The sequence below is a fragment of the Streptomyces sp. CA-111067 genome, assembly GCF_050956065.1.
GTDB lineage: Bacteria > Actinomycetota > Actinomycetes > Streptomycetales > Streptomycetaceae > Actinacidiphila.
The window spans coordinates 380,851-400,932 of record NZ_CP192103.1 but is presented as its reverse complement, the minus strand read 5'-3'; the positions used below and the strand labels follow the sequence as shown (position 1 = coordinate 400,932).

At 74.4% G+C, this 20,082-nt stretch carries 19 protein-coding genes; 16 read left to right on the top strand and 3 right to left on the bottom strand.

Annotated features, from left to right (window positions below; genetic code table 11):
• Nucleotides 1-14 precede the first annotated feature (14 nt).
• The gene (locus ACQPW6_RS01680) at nucleotides 15-398 is read left to right on the top strand and encodes an antibiotic biosynthesis monooxygenase family protein (protein WP_433887695.1); all 384 of its coding nucleotides are present in this window, start codon (nucleotides 15-17) and stop codon (nucleotides 396-398) included.
• 236 nt (nucleotides 399-634) lie between these two features.
• Here ACQPW6_RS01680 and sigJ read toward each other — a convergent pair whose 3' ends face one another.
• The gene (gene sigJ, locus ACQPW6_RS01675; protein WP_433887694.1) at nucleotides 635-1,681 is read right to left on the bottom strand and encodes an RNA polymerase sigma factor SigJ; all 1,047 of its coding nucleotides are present in this window, start codon (nucleotides 1,679-1,681) and stop codon (nucleotides 635-637) included.
• Between the two features lie 274 nt (nucleotides 1,682-1,955).
• Between sigJ and ACQPW6_RS01670 the strand changes: the two genes are divergently transcribed.
• From ACQPW6_RS01670 to ACQPW6_RS01625, 10 genes are all read left to right on the top strand, one after another.
• Complete coding sequence (locus ACQPW6_RS01670; RefSeq protein ID WP_433887693.1) at nucleotides 1,956-2,582, top strand: hemerythrin domain-containing protein; 627 nt, start codon at nucleotides 1,956-1,958, stop codon at nucleotides 2,580-2,582.
• Between the two features lie 193 nt (nucleotides 2,583-2,775).
• Nucleotides 2,776-3,966 (top strand): beta-ketoacyl synthase N-terminal-like domain-containing protein, encoded by a 1,191-nt coding sequence (locus tag ACQPW6_RS01665; RefSeq protein ID WP_433887692.1) that lies wholly within the window; start codon nucleotides 2,776-2,778, stop codon nucleotides 3,964-3,966.
• Between the two features lie 139 nt (nucleotides 3,967-4,105).
• On the top strand, nucleotides 4,106-5,734 hold the full coding sequence (locus tag ACQPW6_RS01660) for an NAD(P)/FAD-dependent oxidoreductase (RefSeq protein WP_433887691.1): 1,629 nt from the start codon (nucleotides 4,106-4,108) through the stop codon (nucleotides 5,732-5,734).
• Between the two features lie 165 nt (nucleotides 5,735-5,899).
• Nucleotides 5,900-7,357: an FAD-dependent monooxygenase gene (locus tag ACQPW6_RS01655; RefSeq protein WP_433894390.1), complete on the top strand. Its 1,458-nt coding sequence runs from the start codon at nucleotides 5,900-5,902 to the stop codon at nucleotides 7,355-7,357.
• Between the two features lie 90 nt (nucleotides 7,358-7,447).
• Nucleotides 7,448-7,906: an acyl carrier protein gene (locus tag ACQPW6_RS01650; RefSeq protein ID WP_433887690.1), complete on the top strand. Its 459-nt coding sequence runs from the start codon at nucleotides 7,448-7,450 to the stop codon at nucleotides 7,904-7,906.
• 8 nt (nucleotides 7,907-7,914) lie between these two features.
• Complete coding sequence (locus ACQPW6_RS01645; RefSeq protein WP_433887689.1) at nucleotides 7,915-8,742, top strand: 4'-phosphopantetheinyl transferase family protein; 828 nt, start codon at nucleotides 7,915-7,917, stop codon at nucleotides 8,740-8,742.
• A 35-nt stretch (nucleotides 8,743-8,777) separates the two neighbouring features.
• Complete coding sequence (locus ACQPW6_RS01640; protein WP_433887688.1) at nucleotides 8,778-10,352, top strand: acyl-CoA carboxylase subunit beta; 1,575 nt, start codon at nucleotides 8,778-8,780, stop codon at nucleotides 10,350-10,352.
• A 270-nt stretch (nucleotides 10,353-10,622) separates the two neighbouring features.
• Nucleotides 10,623-10,931, top strand: a complete 309-nt coding sequence (locus tag ACQPW6_RS01635) for an acyl-CoA carboxylase epsilon subunit (protein WP_433887687.1) — start codon at nucleotides 10,623-10,625, stop codon at nucleotides 10,929-10,931.
• Nucleotides 10,932-11,054: 123 nt separating this feature from the next.
• The gene (locus tag ACQPW6_RS01630) at nucleotides 11,055-11,708 is read left to right on the top strand and encodes a DUF6629 family protein (protein ID WP_433887686.1); all 654 of its coding nucleotides are present in this window, start codon (nucleotides 11,055-11,057) and stop codon (nucleotides 11,706-11,708) included.
• Between the two features lie 4 nt (nucleotides 11,709-11,712).
• Nucleotides 11,713-12,612, top strand: a complete 900-nt coding sequence (locus tag ACQPW6_RS01625; RefSeq protein ID WP_433887685.1) for a SecDF P1 head subdomain-containing protein — start codon at nucleotides 11,713-11,715, stop codon at nucleotides 12,610-12,612.
• A gap of 19 nt (nucleotides 12,613-12,631) precedes the next feature.
• Here ACQPW6_RS01625 and ACQPW6_RS01620 read toward each other — a convergent pair whose 3' ends face one another.
• Nucleotides 12,632-13,726, bottom strand: a complete 1,095-nt coding sequence (locus ACQPW6_RS01620) for a chemotaxis protein (protein ID WP_433887684.1) — start codon at nucleotides 13,724-13,726, stop codon at nucleotides 12,632-12,634.
• 213 nt (nucleotides 13,727-13,939) lie between these two features.
• A complete protein-coding gene (gene glsA / locus ACQPW6_RS01615; protein ID WP_433887683.1) occupies nucleotides 13,940-15,340 on the bottom strand; it encodes a glutaminase A in 1,401 nt (466 codons plus the stop codon).
• 155 nt (nucleotides 15,341-15,495) lie between these two features.
• On the opposite strand from glsA, the gene ACQPW6_RS01610 reads away from it, so the two are divergent.
• Genes ACQPW6_RS01610 through ACQPW6_RS01590 form a run of 5 tightly spaced genes read left to right on the top strand, consistent with a single transcriptional unit; the run spans nucleotide 15,496 to nucleotide 20,046 of the window.
• Nucleotides 15,496-16,572, top strand: coding sequence for a DUF4129 domain-containing protein (locus ACQPW6_RS01610; RefSeq protein WP_433887682.1), 1,077 nt, complete (start codon nucleotides 15,496-15,498; stop codon nucleotides 16,570-16,572).
• Nucleotides 16,569-17,081 (top strand): hypothetical protein, encoded by a 513-nt coding sequence (locus tag ACQPW6_RS01605; RefSeq protein WP_433887681.1) that lies wholly within the window; start codon nucleotides 16,569-16,571, stop codon nucleotides 17,079-17,081. The genes ACQPW6_RS01610 and ACQPW6_RS01605 overlap by 4 nt, the downstream gene beginning before the upstream one ends.
• A gap of 60 nt (nucleotides 17,082-17,141) precedes the next feature.
• Entirely contained in the window at nucleotides 17,142-18,155 is a 1,014-nt protein-coding gene (locus tag ACQPW6_RS01600) for an AAA family ATPase (protein WP_433887680.1), read from the top strand.
• Nucleotides 18,152-19,477, top strand: a complete 1,326-nt coding sequence (locus ACQPW6_RS01595; RefSeq protein ID WP_433887679.1) for a DUF58 domain-containing protein — start codon at nucleotides 18,152-18,154, stop codon at nucleotides 19,475-19,477. The genes ACQPW6_RS01600 and ACQPW6_RS01595 overlap by 4 nt, the downstream gene beginning before the upstream one ends.
• Complete coding sequence (locus ACQPW6_RS01590; protein WP_433887678.1) at nucleotides 19,477-20,046, top strand: hypothetical protein; 570 nt, start codon at nucleotides 19,477-19,479, stop codon at nucleotides 20,044-20,046. The genes ACQPW6_RS01595 and ACQPW6_RS01590 overlap by 1 nt, the downstream gene beginning before the upstream one ends.
• The last annotated feature ends 36 nt before the right edge of the window (nucleotides 20,047-20,082 follow it).

Below are 20,082 nucleotides of genomic sequence, written 5' to 3'. Positions count from 1 at the left end.
GGCGGCGACGTCACATGAAGGGCGGCCACGCGATGCGGCAGGAGAGCCTCGACCCCGAGACCTCCTTCGAGGACCAGCTCGCCGCGGACACCGGCCCGGTGGTCGTGGTCACCACGTTCCTCGTGCCCGAGGGCCGGATGGACGAGGTGGTCGAGAGCTGGCAGCGGGACGGCGACGTCATGAAGGGCGCTCCCGGGTACATCTCGGCGCAGCTGCACCGCGGCGTCGGCGCCAGCAACCTGCTGATGAACGTCGCGGTGTGGGAGTCCACCGCCGCGCTGGCCGCCGCATTCGCCGATCCCGCGTTCCAGGGTGAGGGGCGCCGGTACCCGGCCGGGGTGCGGGTGCTGCCGCACGTCTACCGCAAGGTGGCCGTCCCCGGGGTCTGCGTCGCCTGAACCGGCGCGGCCGGCGAGCCGATGGCGTCGCGGACCGGTCCAGCGGTTCGCGGCGCCGTCCGTCCTCCCCGCGTGCGGCGGGGAGCCCTCCCCTCCCCGGGTGCGCGGGGCGGTGGAGTCGGAGGCCGCCGGGTGACCGGCCGCCGTCCCGCCGACGGGCGGGGCGGCGGCCGGTCCGGGGGTTCACCCGGCGGCCTCCGGGCCTGTGGTGCGCGGTACCGGTCGGCGGTGCGCCGTCAGCGGTCCGCGGCCCTGTCGTGCTCCGGCTCGGCGTCTTCGGCGGCCTCGGCGCCCTCGGCGGACGACTCGCCCGCCGCGGCCTGCCGCTGGTCGTCGTCCAGCCGGACCCCGGACAGCTTGTCCGGGTTGGTGACCAGGTAGATGTCGGTGACCTGGTCGTTCTTCTCGTCGAGGTCCATCACCATGACGGCGTAGGGCGAGTCGCCGGAGAACACCACGGCCGACGGGTCGCCGTTGACGTGCCGGTAGCGGATGTCCAGCGACTCCGGCAGCCGGTTGCCCGCGTAGCCGGTGAGCAGCCGGGCGACCTTCTCCCGGCCGGTGACCGGGCGCAGCGCGGAGCGGGCCTTGCCGCCGCCGTCGGTCCACATGGTGACCTCCGGCGCGAGCAGGTCCATCAGCGCGGTCAGGTCGCCGCCGAGGGCGGCGGCGATGAACCGCTCGGTGGCCTGCTGCTGGACCCGCGGGTCGGCCTGGTAGCGCGGCCGGCGGGCCTGTACGTGCTCTCGGGCCCGGTGCGCCAGCTGCCGGACCGCCGACGCGCTGCGGCCCAGGATCTCGGCGATCTCGGTGTGCGCGTAGCCGAAGACCTCGTGCAGGACGAAGACCGCGCGCTCCAGCGGGGTCAGCGTCTCCAGCACCACCAGCAGCGCCATCGACACCGACTCGTTGCGCAGCGCGCTGTCGGCCACGTCCGCGTTCTGCGGGGTCTCCCGGACCTCGGGGGCCTGGGTGATCAGCGGCTCGGGCAGCCAGGGGCCGATGTAGGTCTCGCGGCGGCGGCTGATGCTGGCCTGCCGGGCCAGCGCCTGGTTGACCGCGATCCGCACCAGGTACGCCCGCGGGTTGTCGATCTCCTCGGCGAGCGGCTGGCGGCTGCGCCGGGCCCAGGACAGCCAGGTCTCCTGGAGCACGTCCTCGGTGTCGGAGACGCTGCCGAGCATGTTGTAGACCACCGAGAACAGCAGTTCCCGGTGACCGACGAAGACCTCGGTCGCGCGGTCTCCTGCGGTCGCGGCGTGCTGAGCCGGAGTGTCGGACACGATTGCGCCTCCCGTAGTGCGTTTCCCCTGAGAGGGTTGCCGCACTGCCAAGCGTGACACCTCAGCGGGCGAATGTGATGTACGTCTCCTTACCGTCACGATATGGCCTGGCCAGGGGGCTTTGCCCGGTATGCGGAGGAGGTCGCGTTACCGGAGCTGTCACGTCCGCTGCGGCCCGGGGCTCTTTGTGGCGACGGGCCCGCGAAGGCCCGTACCCGTACCGCCCCGCGCGGTCGGGGGAACCGTTCACGCACGTGTAAGGGAGTGGCCGGCCGTGGCCGACACAAAGACCGAGACGATCGACTTCACCGTCATGTACGCCACCCACCGCGCCTTCCGCCGCGACCTGCGCAGGCTGGCAGCCGCCGTGGCCGACGGCCGGGCCGCCGCGCCCGAGGTGCGGGCCGGCTGGGACAACTTCAACCACCAGCTGCATAACCACCACTCCGTGGAGGACGCGGCGCTGTGGCCGCAGGTGGCCGAGAAGGTCACCAGCCGTCCCGACGACCAGCGGCTGCTGGAGGAGATGGAGGCCGAGCACGCCGAGCTCGGCCCGCGGCTGGACGCCGTGGACGCCGCGCTCAAGGCGGGCTCGCCGGACCTGGCGGCCCATGTGGACGAGCTGTCCACGGTGATGGACCACCACTTCAAGCACGAGGAGGACAGCGCGCTGCCGCTCATCCAGGACGTGCTGGTGCCCGCGGAGTGGAAGAAGTTCGGACTGGCGAACGCGTCCGCGCTGGGCGTCAAGGGCGTGGCCGTCTACATCCCCTGGGTGCTCGACGGCGCCTCGCCGCAGGAGCAGCGGGAGTTCCTCGGCGCCTTCCCGCCGCCGGTGAAGGTCGCCAACAAACTGCTGTGGCAGCGCCAGTACGCCAAGAAGGGGCTGTTCACGTCCTGACCGGCGATCGGCGGGCGGCACGTCACATGTCACACGTCATACCGCGGCGCGGACGTGACGCCCACTTGCGTACGTCGGTTGTGGACCTGGTGCTTCGGTTGTGGAGGGGCGTGGCCATGGACAGCACGGTGAACGCGAGGCAGTCCGGCCCGGTGCTGGCGGCCGTCGGCGCAGGGGCGCCGCGGAGGGAGAGGTGACCGGGGCGGTGGTGGTCACCGGCCTCGGCATCGTCTCGCCCGCGGGCCTGGGGGTCCGGGACTACTGGGCGCAGACCTGCGGCGGCAAGTACGGCCAGGTCAGGACCGGCGCGCCGGGCGAGTCACCGCGGCCGGGCGCCGCCCTGGCCGTGCCCGGCGGCGCCGACCCGCTGTGGGGGCGCCCGCAGGCCGACCGGATGGCCAGGCTCACCCTCGCCGCCGCCGACTGGGCGCTCGCCGACGCGGGCATCCGCCCGCAGGACCTGCCCGACCTCGGCCCGGACGCGGTCACCGCGGTCACCGCGGCGGCGGTCGCGGCCACCGGGTCGGCGGGGCGTGCGGGGGCCGGCTCCTGGCCGGGCTTCGGCGCGGGACCGCGGCCGGCCCCCGGCGGCGCGGCCGGCGGACCGTGGACCGCCGCCGGGCGGCACGGCGGCGGCTACCGCTCCTTCGCCTGGTTCTACGCGGTCAGCAGCGGACAGATCTCCATCAGGGACGGCATGAAGGGCCTTGACGCCGTCGCGCACGCCAGGCGGCAGATCCGCCAGGGCAGCAGGCTGATCGTCTCCGGCGGGGTGGACGCGCCGCTGTGCCCGGCCGGCTGGCCGGGTCAGGGCCCCGTTCCCGGCGGCGCCGCCTGCGAGAGCGGCGACGGCCAGCCGGCCCCGTCGCGGCGCGGCGGCGGCGCGCTGCTGGTCCTCGAGGACGCGGTGGCCGCGCTGGACCGGGAGGCCAAGATCTACGGCGAGGTGGCCGGCTACGGCGCCACCTTCGACCCCGACCCGGACGGCGGGCGCGAACGAGGCCTGCGGCGCGCGGTCGAACTCGCGCTGGCCGACGCCTGGGCGCTGCCCGGCGAGGTGGACGCGGTCTTCGTCCCGGGCCTGGACGCCGCCGAGGCCGCCGCGGTGACCGCGGTGCTCGGCCTGCAAGGCGTGCCGGTCACCGCGCCCCGCACGATGACCGGCCGCCGCTACCACGGCGCCGCCGCACCGCTCGGCCTGGCCGCGGCGCTGCTCGCGATGGACGAGGGGCTGATCCCGCCCACCGCCGACGTCACGCCCTTCGCCGGCCACGACCTGAACGTGGTGCTGTCGCCGCGCACCGCGGAGCTGCGCACCACCGTGGTACTCGGCCGCGGCCACGGCGGGTTCAACTCCGCCGTGGTGCTCCGCGCCGTCTACTGACCGACCGGCCGCCCGTCTGCTGACGGCGCCCCCGCACCACACCTGACGTCCCCCTCCCGCACCGGGAGCCGGGGACGTTTCCGCGTGCCCGACACCTACCGCTACCGCGACACCTACCGACCCGGGAGGGACCAGCAGCATGAACACAGTCACCCAACAGGAAGAGTCCGGTGAGAAGTTCGACGTCGCGATCCTCGGCGCGGGGATGGCCGGCGGCATGCTGGGCGCGGTGCTGGCCCGCAACGGGGTGAAGGTGCTGCTGATCGACGCCGGCACGCACCCCAGGTTCGCGGTGGGCGAGTCCACCATCCCGTACACCTCCTCGATGACCCGGATCATCGCCGAGCGCTACCAGGTGCCCGAACTGGAGCCGCTGGCCAGCTTCAAGGGGATCCAGGAGAAGGTCTCTCCGATGAGCGGGCGCAAGCAGAACTTCGGCTTCGTCTACCACAAGGAGGGCAGGCCGCAGGACCCCGAGCAGATCAACCAGCTCGTGGTGCCCGAGTGGCAGCGCACCGAGACCCACCTGTTCCGGCAGGACATCGACGCGTACCTGTTCAACCTGGCCGTCCGCTACGGCGCGGTGCCGCAGCTGGCCACCCGGATCGAGGAGATCGCGGTGGACCCCGAGCAAGGGGTGCTGCTGCGCTCGGACAAGGGCGAGGAGTTCCACGCCAGCTACCTGGTCGACGGCAGCGGCTACCGTTCGCCGGTCGCCGACACCTTCGGGCTGCGCGAGACCCCGACCCGGGCCAGGACGCACTCGCGCACCATGTTCACCCACATGGTCGGCGTCACCCCCTACGACGACGCCAGGTCGGCGCGCGGCCACAAGCAGCCCAGCCCCTGGCACAACGGCACCCTGCACCACGTCTTCGACGGCGGCTGGCTGTGGGCGATCCCGTTCGACAACCACGAGGGCGCGCTCAGCACCCTGTGCAGCGTCGGCCTGACGCTGGACCCGCGGGTCTTCCCGCCGCAGCCCGGCGACACCCCGCAGGAGGAGTTCGCCCGGTTCCTGGAGCGCTTCCCCGACATGGCCGAGCAGTTCGAGAACGCCACCCCCGTCCGCCCCTGGGTGCGCACCGGCCGGCTGCAGTATTCGGCCAAGGCGACAGTCGGGGACCGCTACTGCCTGACCGCGCACGCCGCCGGCTTCATCGACGCGCTGTTCTCCCGCGGCCTGACCAACACCCTGGAGGTCGTCAACGCGCTCGGCTGGCGGCTGATCGAGGCGTCCAGGGACGGCGACTGGTCCACCGAGCGGTTCGCCTACGTGGACCGCCTCCAGCAGGGCCTGTTCGACATCCACGACGACCTGGTCTACACGTCCTTCGTGTCCTTCCGGGACTACGACCTGTGGAACGCGGTCGTCCGGGTCTGGGAGTCCACCAGCATCCTGCCCACCGTCACCATCGACAAGGCGTACCGCGCCTTCATGGCCACCCGCGACGACCAGGTGCTGCGCGACCTGGAGAAGCGGGACGTGCCCGGGCTGCCGGCCGCGGTCGGCAAGGACGTCTCGGAGCTGCTGGCCTTCACCCGCGGCATCTGCCAGCAGGTCGAGGCCGGGACGCTGGACAGCAAGCAGGCCGCCGCCCAGCTCTTCGAGCGGCTGCAGAACTCCGCCTTCCTGCCCGCCCCGTTCGCCCTCGGCGACCCGGACAACAAGTGCTTCGAGGCCACCCCGGCGATCATCCAGGCCGCGGTGGCCTGGGCCGGCACCGACGCCGCGCCGGCCAACATCGCCCAGCTCTTCGGCGCCTGACCCGACCGCTCCGCACCCGGACCACCGCCCCGGCCGCGCGGCCGGGGCGGGACGCAGACAGGAGGACAGCACGTGGACACACAGACTGACGCGGTGTCGGGCGCGGGCGGGACCCCGGCCCTGGACGCCGATGTGATCATCGTCGGCGCCGGTCCGACCGGCCTGATGCTGGCCGGCGAACTGCGCCTGGGCGGCGCGAAGGTGCTCGTCGTCGAACGCCTCGACGCCCCCACAGGCCAGTCCCGCGGCCTCGGGTTCACCGCCAGGGCCATGGAGGTCTTCGACCAGCGCGGGCTGCTGCCCGCCTTCGGCGGCACCGACGGCACCCTGGAGGTCAGCCCGCTCGGCCACTTCGGCGGCATCCAGTTCGACTTCACCGTGCTCGAAGGCGCCCACTTCGGCGCCCGCGGCATCCCGCAGTCGCTGACCGAGTCAGTGCTGGAGCAGTGGGCGGTGGGCCTGGGCGCCGAGATCCGGCGCGGCTGGGAGTTCCTGGAGGTCGACGACGGCCAGGACGCGGTGACGGTCACCGCGGGCACCGCCGACGGGGTCCGGCACCTGCGCGCGTCCTACCTGGTGGGCTGCGACGGCGGCCACAGCGCGGTGCGCAAGGCGGCCGGCTTCGACTTCCCCGGCACCGACGCCACCCGCGGGATGTACCTGGCCGACGTGGTCGGCTGCGGGCTGCGGCCGCGCTTCCTCGGCGAGCGGCTGCCCGGCGGCATGATCATGGCCGCGCCGCTGCGCGAGGGCGTGGACCGGATCATCGTCGTCGAGAACGGCACCCCGGCGCCGGACCGGGACCGCACCGACGCGCCCAGCTTCCACGAGGTGGCCGGCGCCTGGCAGCGGATCACCGGCGAGGACATCAGCGGCGGCACCGCCGACTGGGTCGGCTCGTTCACCGACGCCACCCGGCAGGTGACGCAGTACCGGCGCGGCCGGGTGCTGCTGTCGGGCGACGCCGCGCACATCCACCTGCCGGCCGGCGGCCAGGGCCTGAGCACCGGCGTCCAGGACGCGGCCAACCTCGGCTGGAAGCTGGCCGCCGTGGTCACCGGCTGGGCACCGCCCGGGCTGCTCGACACCTACCACGGCGAACGGCACCCGGTCGGCGCACGGCTGCTGATGAACACCGCCACCCAGGGCATGGTCTACGTCGGCGGTCCCGAAATGGACCCGATCCGCGGCATGTTCAGCGAGCTGATCGGCCACGACGAGGTCAAGCGGCACCTGGCGGGCACCGTCAGCGGCCTGGACATCCGCTACGACCTCGGCGAGGACGGCGGCCACGAGCTGGTCGGCCGGCGGATGCCGCCGCTGGCGCTGACCGTGGCCGGCCGGGCCACCAGCGCCACCGAACTCCTGCACGCGGCGCAGGGCGTGCTGCTCGACCTCGCCGACGACCCGGAGCTGCGGGCGCTCGCCGCGCCGTGGAAGAGCCGGGTGCTGCCGGTGGCCGCGACCGTGGCCGATCCCGACAGCCTCGGCGCCGCCGAACTGGCCGGCGCCACCGCCCTGCTGCTGCGTCCCGACGGCCATGTCGTCTGGACCTCGGCCGACCCCGGCGGGCTGCCCGCTGCGCTCCGGCGCTGGTTCGGCGCCCCCGAGACGTCCGAGTAGCGCCCGGCGCGTCCGCGCAGGTCCCGGGGCGGGCGGCAACCGCACGTCCCACAACCGGCGTTCATCAACGATGGAAGGCGGTACGCCGTGATGGAACAGACGGTCCCTCTGCACCTGCGAGGGCTGCCCGACCCCCAGGTACTGCGTGCCGCGGGCCTGGACGTGCGGACCCGGATCATCGAGCGGTACATCTGCCGGCAGCTCGAACCGTATCTGCACGTACCGCCGGCCCACCGGATCGCCACCGACCGGTCGCTGCGCAGCCAGGGCGTCGACTCGATCACCGCGCTGGCGCTGCGCCGCCGGCTGGTGACCGCGCTCGGCGTCGAGGTGCCGGCCGCCGACCTGCTGCGGGACGACTCGGTCACCGAGGTGTCCGCGCTGCTGGCCTCGCTGATCGGCGAGCCGTTCACGGCACCGGTGGCACCGGTGGCACCGGTGGCACCAGCGGCACTTCCGGTCCTCGAGACCGGGCCGGTCGGCGTCACCGAGCCCGGCGCCACGGCGGGGGCGGCGCAGCTGACCGGCATCGGCCGGCCCTTACGGTGAGCACCGCGGTGCAGCGTACGGGGGCCGCCACCGCACCACCGCTCGCCGTAGCGCCGGGGGAGCCGCACATCTGGCTGCTCTCCCGGCCGTGGTCGCACACCGACCCGGCCGCGCTGCCGGTCGGCGAACTGGACGAGGACGAACGGGAGCGGGCCGCCGGGCTGCTGCGGACCGGCGACCGGGTGCGCTACCTGTCGGCCCATGTCGCCCTGCGCAGGGTGCTCGCCGCGTACACCGGCGTGCCGCCGCGGGACCTGGTGCTCGGCCGGGAGCGCTGCCCGTGCTGCGGCGGGCCGCACGGCCGCCCGGTGCTGCTCGGGCCGCCCGCGGCCGGGGCAGGGCTGATGTTCTCGCTGTCGTACAGCCACCAGGTGGCCGCCGTCGCGCTCGCGGCCGACCCGGTCGGGGTGGACGTGCAGCGGGTGCCGTCCGCCGGCACCGTCCGGCTGTGCCTGCCCGACCTGCATCCGGCCGAACGGGCGGAGCTCGCCGCGGTGCCGGCCCGCCGGCGCCCGGCCGCCTTCGCCCGGCTGTGGACCCGCAAGGAGGCCTACCTCAAGGGCCTCGGCACCGGTCTGCGGCGCGATCTGGCCGCCGACTACCTCGGCGGGCGGCAGGGCGCGGGCGCCGGTCCGGCCGGCTGGTCGGTCACCGACCTGCCGGCGCCGCCGGGCCACGCGGTCGCCGCGGCGGTCCGCTCCGCGCACCACCACCGCACCGTCGTCCGCACCCTCACCGCCGACTGCCTGCACGCCGAGGACGCCGTGGAGCTGATCGCCGGCTCGGCCGCGCGCACGTACCGCGTGCCGCGGACCGCCGTCCTGACCCAGGAGTGACCGCCATCAATCCCAGCATGGGGGAGTGGAGCGACATGCCGACCGCAAAGTCTCCCGACGAGGTGCCCGACCGGCTCCAGGAGCTGAGCGACCTCAAGGAACTGGCCCGGCAGGGCCCCGACCCGGGCGCCACCGACCGCCAGCACGCCAAGGGCAAACTGACCGCGAGGGAACGGCTCGACCTGCTGCTCGACAAGGGCAGCTTCACCGAGGTCGAGGCGCTGCGCAGGCACCGGGCCAGCGGCTTCGGCCTGGAGGCCAAGCGCCCGCACACCGACGGGGTCGTCACCGGCTGGGGCACCGTGGAGGGCAGGACGGTCTTCGTCTACGCCCATGACTTCCGGATGTTCGGCGGCGCGCTCGGTGAGGCGCACGCGGAGAAGATCCACAAGATCATGGACATGGCCATCGCGGCCGGCGCGCCGCTGGTGTCGCTGAACGACGGGGCCGGCGCCCGGATCCAGGAGGGCGTCTCGGCGCTGGCCGGCTACGGCGGGATCTTCCAGCGCAACTCCCGGGCCTCGGGGGTGATCCCGCAGATCTCCGTGATGCTCGGGCCCTGCGCGGGCGGCGCCGCCTACTCGCCGGCCCTCACCGACTTCATCTTCGCCGTCCGGGGCATCTCGCAGATGTTCATCACCGGGCCCGACGTCGTACAGGCCGTCACCGGCGAGGAGGTCACCCAGGACGGCCTGGGCGGGGCCGACGTGCACGCGTCCATCTCCGGTGTGGCGCACTTCGCGTACGACGACGTCCGCAGCTGCCTGGCCGAGGTGCGCTACCTGCTGTCGATGCTGCCGTCCAACAACCGCGAACTGCCACCCGGCAGCGAGACCGGCCAGGACCCGGCGGACCGCCCCGGCGACACGCTGCTGGAGATCGTGCCGGCCGACGGCAACCGCGCGTACGACATCCGGGACGTCATCGAGGAGGTCGTCGACGACGGCGACTACATGGAGGTGCACGCGGCCTGGGCGCCCAACATCGTCTGCGCGCTGGCCAGGCTCGACGGCCAGACCGTCGGCATCGTGGCCAACCAGCCGTCGGTGATGGCCGGGGTGCTCGACATCAAGGCGTCCGAGAAGGGCGCGCGCTTCGTCACCTTCTGCGACGCGTTCAACATCCCGATCGTCACCCTGGTGGACGTGCCGGGCTTCCTGCCCGGCGTGGACCAGGAGCACGAGGGCATCATCAGGCGCGGCGCGAAGCTGCTCTACGCGTATTGCACCGCGACCGTGCCGCGGATCTCGGTGGTGCTGCGGAAGGCGTACGGCGGCGCGTACATCGTGATGGACAGCCAGTCCATCGGCAGCGACATCACGCTGGCGTGGCCGAGCAACGAGATCGCGGTGATGGGCGCGGAGGGGGCGGCGAACGTGGTGTTCCGCCGCGAGATCGCCGCGGCCGAGGATCCGGACGCGATGCGGCTGGAGAAGATCGAGGAGTACCGCAGGGAGCTCGTGCATCCGTACTACGCGGCGGAACGGGGCCTGGTGGACGATGTGATCGATCCGCGGGACACGCGGGCGGTGCTTATTCGCTCGTTGGCGATGTTGCGGACGAAGGACGCGGAGTTGCCGCGGCGCAAACACGGCAACCCTCCGCAGTAGCGGCTCCCGGCTGCCGCCGCGCTCGAACGGCCACCCCCGCCGGCCGGTGGTCTTGCTCCCGCAGGAACAGCCCCTTTCGGCCGGTGACGACCCGCAGGCGCGCTGTGGCTGGTCGCGCAGTTCCCCGCGCCCCTGGCGGGGCGATGGTTCGCGCCCACGCGGCGGCAGCCGCACAACGGGGAGAGTCCCGCGCCCCTGGCGGGGCGATGCCTCGCGTACCTCGGGCGCTCGGCTGTGTATGTCCTGCTCGTTTCTTGGAAGGGAAGCCTCATGCTCCTTGCACCTGTGCTCGTTCCTGTGGCCGCGTCCGCGGGGATTCTGGAGCCGCCGGTGGTGGCGGACGATGGGCCCCACGTGGTGGAGCCCGCGGCTGTCATACGGGTGGAGCGGGGGAGTGTCAGCGCGGAGGAACTCGCCGCGGTCACCGCCGTGCTGCTTGCCCGGGCCGCGGCCGTCAGGGCCGCCGCCGAGGCGCAGGCGTCCAGTGGGGTGCGGCGGGCTGCCGCGCGGTGGCGGGTGCATGGGTTCGCCGGGCCGCGGGCCTGGACCACCGACGCCCGTGACCTGCTCGCCAGTTGACCCGCACCGCCCCACGGCCCCACGCGCTCCGGCGCGTGGGGCCGTTTTTCGTGCGCCCGGACGTACGGTGGCTCGCGGGGTCCGACGGGCCGCGTCGGGCAATCTCCTAGCTGAGGCGGCGTCATGTGCTGGAGCGCCACCGCCGATCTGGCGGCCGGATCGGTCATCTGCGCGCTGGGTGCGGCCTGCGTGGTCCGCACCCGCCGGGTGCGGGACCTGCCGCTGGCCGCGCTGCCGCTGCTGCTCGGCGCGCACCAGCTGGTCGAGGCGGCGGTCTGGCACCAGGGCGGCGGCAAGAGCGCGGCCACCACCGCGTGGGCGGTGATCGCCCTTCCGGTGCTGGCGGCCTGGGTGCCGCTCGCCGTGCTGCTCGCCGCGCCGCCTTCCGCGCGGGCCCGGCAGGCCGTGCCCGCCGCCGTCGGCCTGCTGACGGCGGCCGCCCTCGCCGCCTGCCTCGCCGACCGCGCACCGAGAGCCGACATCCGCGGCCACACCGTCGGCTACGCGATCCACGTCCCGCACTCGTCCCTGCTGATCGCCGGCTACCTGCTGGCCACCGTCGGGTCGCTGCTGATCGCCGCCGACCGGATCCTGCGGCTGCTCGGCGTGCTCACCGCCGTGGGGGCCGCGGTCTGCGCGGGGGTGTGGCGGATGGAGTTCGTCTCCACCTGGTGCGCGTTCGCGGCCGTCGTCTCGGTGGTGATGCTCATCTGGGTGCGGCGACCCGCCCGTTCACCCGGAACTCCCACGTCCGCCGCGCCCGGGCCCGCACACTGACCACATGCGCTCCTCTCACCGCGCGGGCCCGGCCGCCGCGCTGCTCGCGGCCCTGATCGCCCTCGGTCCCGCCCTGGCCGGCTGCTCCTCGGACTCGGCGGACTCCTCCGACGGCCCGGCCGCCGACCGCGCGAGCACGTCCGCCTCTGCCACGGCCTCCTCCGGCGGCGGCGATACGACGGTCACCTACGACGCCACGGCGGCGCCCGGCAGCGACCTGATGCAGCGCACCGCGGACCGGCTGCGGGCCCGCGCGAAGGCGTTCGGCCTGGCGGGTGCCCTGATCGCGGTGCACGGTTCGACGATCACCGCCCAGACGCCGGGTGACGCCGCCGACAAGCTGCGCCGGATGGCCGCCACCGCCGAGCTGTTGTTCCGTCCGGTGCTCACACCGAGCCGCTCGACACCCCCGGACCTGCGCAAGCGCTACGACGCGTTGCAGTGCGCCGCGCCGTCGAGCGCGACCCCGAGCAGCACCGGGACCCCGGCCGCCGTCAAGCCGGTCGCCGCCGATCAGCCGACGGTGGGCTGCGACCGCACGACGGGCATGAAGTACCTCATGGGCCCGGCCGAGCTCGACGGCTCCGAGGTCAAGAGCGCCAAGGCGCAGCTCGACAGCCAGTCCCACGAGTGGACGGTGATGCTCGACTTCACCCCGGCCGGCCGTACCGCGTTCGCCAGGAGCACCGCGCGACTGGCCCAGCTGGTCTCGCCGGGCAACCAGCTGGCCATGGTGCTCGACGGCACCATCATCTCCGCGCCCTCGGTGCAGTCGGCCATCACCGGCGGCCAGGCGCAGATCGCCGGCGACTTCAAGCAGGCCGACGCGGAGAGCCTGGCCGCGCTGCTCACCGGCGGCGCGCTGCCGATCCCGCTCGTGGTCAAGGACGTGACCAAGGACTAGGCCCTGCCCCGCCGCCCGCTCAGTAGCGCAGCACCGCGGCGATCCGGCCCATGTCGGCGAGCTTGCCGTCCGGCACGAAGTGCACCCGGGCGCCGGTCTCCAGCGCCTGTTCGGCGATCTCGTCCACGATGTCCTCGCGGGCGCCGCGCTCGCCGGCGCCGGCCGGGACCAGGTGCTCGCCGTCGTCCCTGACGGTGGTGCGGTAGTCGTCCTCGATGACGACCAGCGCGGCCCGCCGCTCGACGACCGACTGCCACACCTCGTCCACGCCCGCGCCGAACGTCTTGCGGCTGCGGGCCTGGTCGAGGTCGCCGAGCACCTCGGCCACCTCCGCCTCCGCCTGCGCCCGGGTGGCGGGCTGCAGCGCCTGCCGCAGGGCTTCGGCCGGGCCCTCGACCAGGCCGCCGTGCACCACCCGGGCGACCGACTCCTTGACCAGCGGCCCGGCGTCGTCGAGCGCGGCGAACGCCTCCACCTCGCCGACCACGTACAGCGGGCGCGGCTCCGCGGTCAGTACGGCGCCGACCGCGTCGGTCAGCTTCCGCAGGAACGTGCGCACCTCCTCGTCGTTGAAGGTGCTCGACCGGTCGCCGATCCGCTCCTGCCGCTCGGGGTCGAAGTCCGGCAGCGTGCGGACCAGCGGGAAGCCGCCGCCGGTGTGCTCGGTGACCCGGTCCCGGCCGCCGCTCCACAGGCTGCCGCGGTCGGCGGAGACGACCAGCGCCCAGTACGGCTGGTCGGCGGCCTGGGCGGCGATCAGGTTGCGGGTCAGGAAGGTCTGGGCGAGTACCACCCGCTCGGGCACCGTCCGGTCCAGCGCCCACACCTGGTACTCGCCTGGCGCGGCGAAGATCGCCAGGCCGTCCAGCGAGTACGCGAGGTCCACCTCGGCCAGCGCCGCGTCCAGTTGCCCGATGACGTCGAACCGGTAGGCCCGGCTGACCTCCGGGTCGTTCTCCACGGCCTCCTTGGCGGCGGCCAGCGCGTTGCGCAGTCGTACCGAGTCCTGCGAGCTGTGCGGCTGCTTGCGGTGCGTGGGCAGCAGGACGGAGACGGCCGGGTACGGCCGGGGCCTGCGCAGATCGGCGAGGACGGCGGGGCTGATCGGCTGCATGGGAGGCCCTTTCCTGCGACTGCGTACGTACGGTGCCTGCTGGTGCTGGTGCTGGTGCTGGTGCTGGTGCCGGTGCTGGTGCCGGCTTCCGGGAGCGGTGCTCTGCGCCGTCATCCCGGGCTGCGGAGTATTTACTGATAAGTCGATATGTCTCCTCATGGATATCCCAGGACGCCGGTCTCCGCAGCTCGTGGCCCGGGCCGCCGACCCGGCTCAGCCGGCCGGTGAGCCGGTGAGCTCGGCGAGCAGCGCGTCCTCCGCCCAGGCCAGCGCGGAGGTCCGGCCGGAGTGCCGGGCGACGTCGGCGGACAGCGCCTCCACGGTCAGCGGGTCGTCCGGCCTGGCCGGGTCGTCCGGCAGCCCGACCAGGGCGATCCGGTGGCCGAGCGCGGCGATCTTGCGCAGCACCGCGGCCACCATGCCGCCCGCCCACCGGCGGACGACCGTGACCTCCGCGAAGTCCACGATCACCCAGCCGGGCACGGCCGGCACCACCGTGCCGAGCGCGTGCACCAGCCGTTCGGCGGCCAGGAAGTCCAGCTCGCCCTGCGCCGCCACCAGGGCGATCCGGTGGCCCTCCCGGTGCAGCAGCGCCCGCTGCTCGTCGGTGCGGTGCCCGCCAAAGCTGTCCTTGTCCACCGTGGAGCAGGCCGTCACCGTGGCGCCGCCGGGCGCCGGCCGGTACATCAGGTGCAGCCCGAACCGCGGCGACAGCTCGCGCAGCGCGGCCACCGCGCGCACCGGGCTGCCGGTGCGGTCCAGCGGCGGGCTGTAGCAGGCGATGCCGAACCGGGCCGGGCTCGCCGCCGCCAGCCCGCCCGACACCCCGCTCTTGGCCGGCAGCCCCACCCGCACCAGCCAGTCGCCGGCGGCGTCGTACATCCCGCAGGTCGCCATCACCGACATCACCTGGATCGCCACCTGCTCGGGCACCACCCGGCGGCCGGTCACCGGATTGACGCCGCCGGCCGCCAGAGTGGCCGCCATGACGGCCAGATCGACGGTGTCCACCCGCACCGAGCACTGCCGGAAGTACACCTCGGCCGCGTCCGCCGGGTCCGTGCGCAGCGAACCGGCCGCGTGCATCAGATACGCCAGCGCCCGGTTGCGGTCGCCGCTGGCCGCCTCCGAGCGGTAGACCTCCTCGTCCACATCGAGCTGCCGGCCGGCGAAGGCGCTGAGCGTGTGCAGGATGCGCTCGAACCGTTCGACGGTGGTGTCGGCCGGCACCAGGCTGGTGGTGGCGATCGCCCCCGCGTTGATCATCGGATTGGCCGGCCGCCCGGTGCCGTGCTCCAGGCTGATCGCGTTGAAGGCGTCGCCGCTCGGCTCGATGCCCACCCAGCGGCTGATCTCGTCGAGGCCGAGTTCGGACAGCGCCAGCGCGTAGACGAACGGCTTGGACACCGACTGGAGGGAGAACCTGACGTCGGAGCTGCCCGCCTGGTAGCGGTGGCCGTCCATGCTCACCAGCGCCAGCCCGAAGTCGTCGGGATCGGCCTGCGCCAACTTCGGGATGTACGCGGCCACTTCGCCGCCGTCCAGCGGCAGCAGCTGCCGGTGCACCTCGGCCAGACCCTCGCTGACGACGTCGAACGGCTCCTCATCGGCCATGGCTCCATGCTTGACGCGCCGCGCCCGGCCCGCAACGCGAGGCAGCCGGCCCGGCCCCGGTCCGGCGCCGCCCACGGCCGCCAACCGGGGGGGGCCGTGCTGACATCTGTGGACTCGTGTGCGAAGCTGCCGACCGCAGGGGAGGGGAGACTGCTGTGAACGGGGACAGGGCCACCGCCGGTACGGCTGGCGGTCCGCAGGGCGGTACGGGGAGCGCGAACGGCACGCGAGGTGGCGGCCGGCCGGCCGCGCGCCGCGGGCGGACGCTCACCGCGCCGATGGCGCTCGCCGTTCTCGCGATGGCCGGCACCGGCCTGGCCGCGGCGCTGCTGCGCCCCGAAGGATCGGTCTTCGCCAAGGGCCACGGCGCGTTCGGCGCCAGCAACGTCCCCGTGCTGCTGTTCGCCGCCGTCTGGCTGTTCGGCGGCATCCTCGCCGCGAACCAGTACCGATCCGGGCTCGGCACCGGCGGAAACCGGTCGGCCCTCGAACTGCGGCTCGCCGACCTGGTCAGCGTCGCCTTGATGGTGATGGCGTTCGCGCTCCCCATCGCGCTGCTGAGCCTGCACCACTTCAACGGCGGCGGCAGCCCCGACAACGGCGTCGTCGTGCACCACCGGCCGCTGCCGCTGCCCTCCCTGTCGCCGGGACCCGCCCTGCCGAACCACCGGCCGGCCCACCCGGACGACGGCCTGCACCTGAGCCTCCCGCGGATCCTGGTCACCATCGCGGTGGTCCTGCTCGCGCTGGCGGCCGTGGCCGCCGCGGTCTACCTGTTCCGGCTGCTGCACCGGCCGCCGCCGAAGCCCTACGGCGCCACCTACGCCACGCTGGACGAGCAGGACGTACTGGCCGACGCGGTGGACTCCGGGCAGCGGGCGCTGCGCGACGGCGACGACGCCCGGACCGCGGTCATCGCCTGCTACGCGGCCATGGAGGGCTCGCTCGCCGCCTCCGGGGTGGCCCGGCACGCCTCGGACAGCCCGCAGGACCTGCTGGAGCGGACCACCGCGAGCGGTCTGCTGACCGGCGGTCACGCCGCCGCGCTGACCGCGCTGTTCCGCGAGGCCCGCTACTCCACCCACCCGATGGACGACACCCACCGCGAACGGGCCGCGCAGGCGCTGTCCGGCATCGCCGAACAGCTCGCCGCCGCCCGGGCCGCCGACCAGTGTACGGACGACCCCGCCGACGAGAAGGCGGCGCAGTCCGGAGCGGGGGCGCACCGATGAGCGGCGGCTCGCCGATCGGCCCCCTGGGCTCCGTACGCCACTCGGTGATCATCCTGTGCGCGGTCGCGGTGGCCGCCGACGTGCTGCTCGGCCTCGCCGACGGCCCGGTCGCCGCCGCCACCGGACTCGCCGTGCTCGCCGCCGCCGGTTTCGGCGTCGCCCGCTACGTCAGCGGCGGCGGCGCCCAGGACAGCGGCTACCGCAGGTCGGTCCGGCTGCTCGGCAGCCGTGCGCCGGCCCTCGGCGAGTGGCGCCGGATGGTCGACAAGTCGCTCGGCGAGGAGGGCGAGCTGCAGTTCGCCGCGGTGCTCCGCCCGCAGTTGCAGCGGCTGTTCGCCGCCCGGCTCGCGGAGCGGCACGGCGTGCTGCTGCACCGCAGCCCGCTGCGCGCCCGCAACCTCGTCGGCACCGACCTGTGGCCGCTGATCGACCCGACCGGCGGGCCGCCGCGGACGGCACCGTCCGCCCAGGAACTCAAGGCGCTGCTCGACCGGCTGGAGGCGCTGTGACATGCCGCCGGCCCCGTCCGGGCCCCGCACAGACCGACCAGGCAAGGTGAGGATCCCGCAGTGACCAGCCCCAGCCCCCGGACCAGCTCCGGCCATGACGCCCTGACCCCGCAGCAGGCCGGCGAACGGGCCGCCGGCGTACTCGCCGAGATCCGTACCGCCGTCGTCGGCAAGTCCGAGCCGCTCGAACTGGTCATGCTCGGCATCCTGGCCGGCGGCCACGTGCTGATCGAGGACCTGCCGGGCCTGGGCAAGACGCTGCTCGCCCGGTCCTTCGCCACCACCCTCGGCCTGGACTTCCGGCGGATCCAGTTCACCCCCGACCTGCTGCCCTCCGACGTCACCGGCGCGCCGTTCTACGACCAGCGGTCCGCCGAGATGGTCTTCCGCGCCGGGCCGATCTTCACCCACCTGCTGCTCGCCGACGAGATCAACCGCACCCCGCCCAAGACCCAGGCGGCGCTGCTGGAGGCGATGGCCGAGTCGCAGGTCTCCATCGACGGCAGCACCCGGCCGCTGCCCGACCCGTTCGTGGTGATCGCCACCGCGAACCCGATCGAGTACGAGGGCACCTACACGCTGCCCGAGGCGCAGCTCGACCGGTTCCTGCTGCGGGTGCGGATGGGCTATCTGACGGCGCAGCAGGAGACCGGGATGCTGCGCGCCCGGCTCGACCGCGCCGCCCCCGAGGCCGTCCTGCGCACCCTGACCGACCCGGCGCAGGTGCTCGCGCTGCGCGCCGCGGTGGAGCGGGTCGAGGTCGAGGACGACCTGCTCGACTACGTGGTCGCGCTGGTCGGCGCCACCCGCGACCACCCGCACATCCAGGTCGGCTCCTCGCCGCGCGGCGGCCTCGCCCTGGTCCAGCTGTCCCGTGCCCGCGCCGTACTCGACGGGCGCGACTACGTCACCCCTGAGGACGTCAAGGCCATCGCCGTCCCGGCGCTCGCCCACCGGGTGACGCTCAAGCCCGAGCTGTGGGTGCGGCAGATCGAGTCGGACGACGTGATCGGCGAGATCGTCCAGTCCGTGCCCGCCCCGCAGACCGTGCCGCGCGCCGTCGCCGCGTCATGAAGGGAGACGCCGACGCGGCCGTCCTGCGCGCGCTGGGCAGCGACCCTGACGTGCTCGCCGAGCCGCCACCCCGGCCGCCGGACGGCTGGCGGGCCGGCGACCGGGCGCTGCGCTACGGCACGGTGGCCGCCGTCGCGGTCGGCGCCGCACTGCTCACCGGGCACGCCTGGCTGCTCGCGCTCGCCGCCGGGCCGCTGGCGCTGCTCGCCCTGGCACTGCCGGGCCGTCGCCCCGGCGAGGTGGAGACGGTGACCACCGTCGAGCCGCGGCGCTGCTTCGAGGACGAGTCGATCACCGCCACCGTCGCGCTGCGGCACGACGGCGAGATCGGCCGGCTCGACCCCGGCATCACGCTCGGCCCCGGGGTGCACCTGGACCACCTCGGCACCGGCCCCTCGCACCTGCGGCTGCGCTTCACCGCCGAGCGCTGGGGGCGCTGGACGCTCGGCACGGTGGACCTGGACCTGTACGACACCGGCGGCACCGCCCGGCGCACCGTGCGGGTGGACCTCGGCGAGATCGAGGTCTTCCCGGTGCCGACCGCCGCCGGGCTCACCCCGATCCCGGTCAGGCTGCCGCAGCGGCTGGGCGAGCACACCTCCGTACAGCGCGGCGAGGGCATCGAGGTCACCGGCGTGCACCCGTACGTCCGCGGGGAGCGGCAGCGGCGGATCAACTGGCCGGCCACCACCCGGCGCGGCGACATCCAGCTCTACCAGTTCGCCGCCGAGCGGGCCGCCGACACCGTCGTGCTGCTCGACGTGCTCGGCGACGTCCGCGACCCGGCCACCGGCACCTCCTCGCTCGACGAGACGTTCAGGGCCGCCGCCGGGCTGGTCCGCGCCTACCTGCGCACCCACGACCGGATCGGCGTCGTGTCGGTCGGCGGCACCACCCGCTGGCTGCAACCCGGCAGCGGCGACCGGTACTTCTACCGGATCGTGGAGAGCGTGCTGGACGTCCGCAAGGACCTCGGCTACCGCACCACCGGCCTGAGCAAGCTGCCGCCGCCCGCGCTGCCGGAGGGCGCGCTGGTCTACGTCTTCACCCCGCTCACCGACCAGCGGATCCTGGACGTGCTGCACCAGGTGCGGGGCCGCGCGAACCCGATGGTCGTGGTCGAGATCCCGGCCGGCGACCCGCAGATCGACCCCGGCGACCCGGTCTCCGAGCTCGCCCTGCGGCTGTGGCGCGCCGACCGCGCGGCGATGCGCTTCGCGCTGGCCGAGCGCGGCATCGCGGTGATCCACCACAAGCCCGGCGAGACCCTCGACCTGGCCCTCGCGCCGCTGCTGCGCCGCCGGATCAGGGGCGGGGTCTGATGGCACCCGAGAAAGCGAGCAACAGCGCGATGAGCCGCACCGACGACCTGCTGCGCAGCCACCTCACCGCCCGGGTGCTGGGCACCGCGCTGGTCATCGCCTCCTGCGACCCGGCGTCCGTGCTGCGCGGCGCGCGGATCGGCATCCTGGTCGTCGTCGCACTGGCCGCCGTCGCCTGGTGGGCCGCCCCGATGACCGACGCCCGCCCGGTGCGCACCTCGGCCCGCTGGTCGGTCATCGCCCGCGAGCGCCGCACCACGCTGCTGGCCGCGGGCAGCGTGGCGGTGGCCGCGGCCACCGAGCCGCCGACCTGGACCGCCGCCTGCGTCACCGGCCTGCTGCTGGCCTACCTCCTGGTCACCGACACCTGGACGATGGGCGCCACCGCCCCCCGCACGGCCCGCCGCCCCGCCCCCGCGCTGACCGCGGCCGCCGCGGCAGCGGTGGTCTTCCTGATCGCCTCGGCCCCGATCCACAGCACCTCCTGGTCCCGCCTCCCGGCCGCCCTGGCCATCGGCGCGACGGTCACCTGCGTGGCCCTGGCCCTGAGGCAGCGCCGGGCGGGCTGAACGCGGGCACCACCTCCTCCTCCTGCGGCCCGAAGC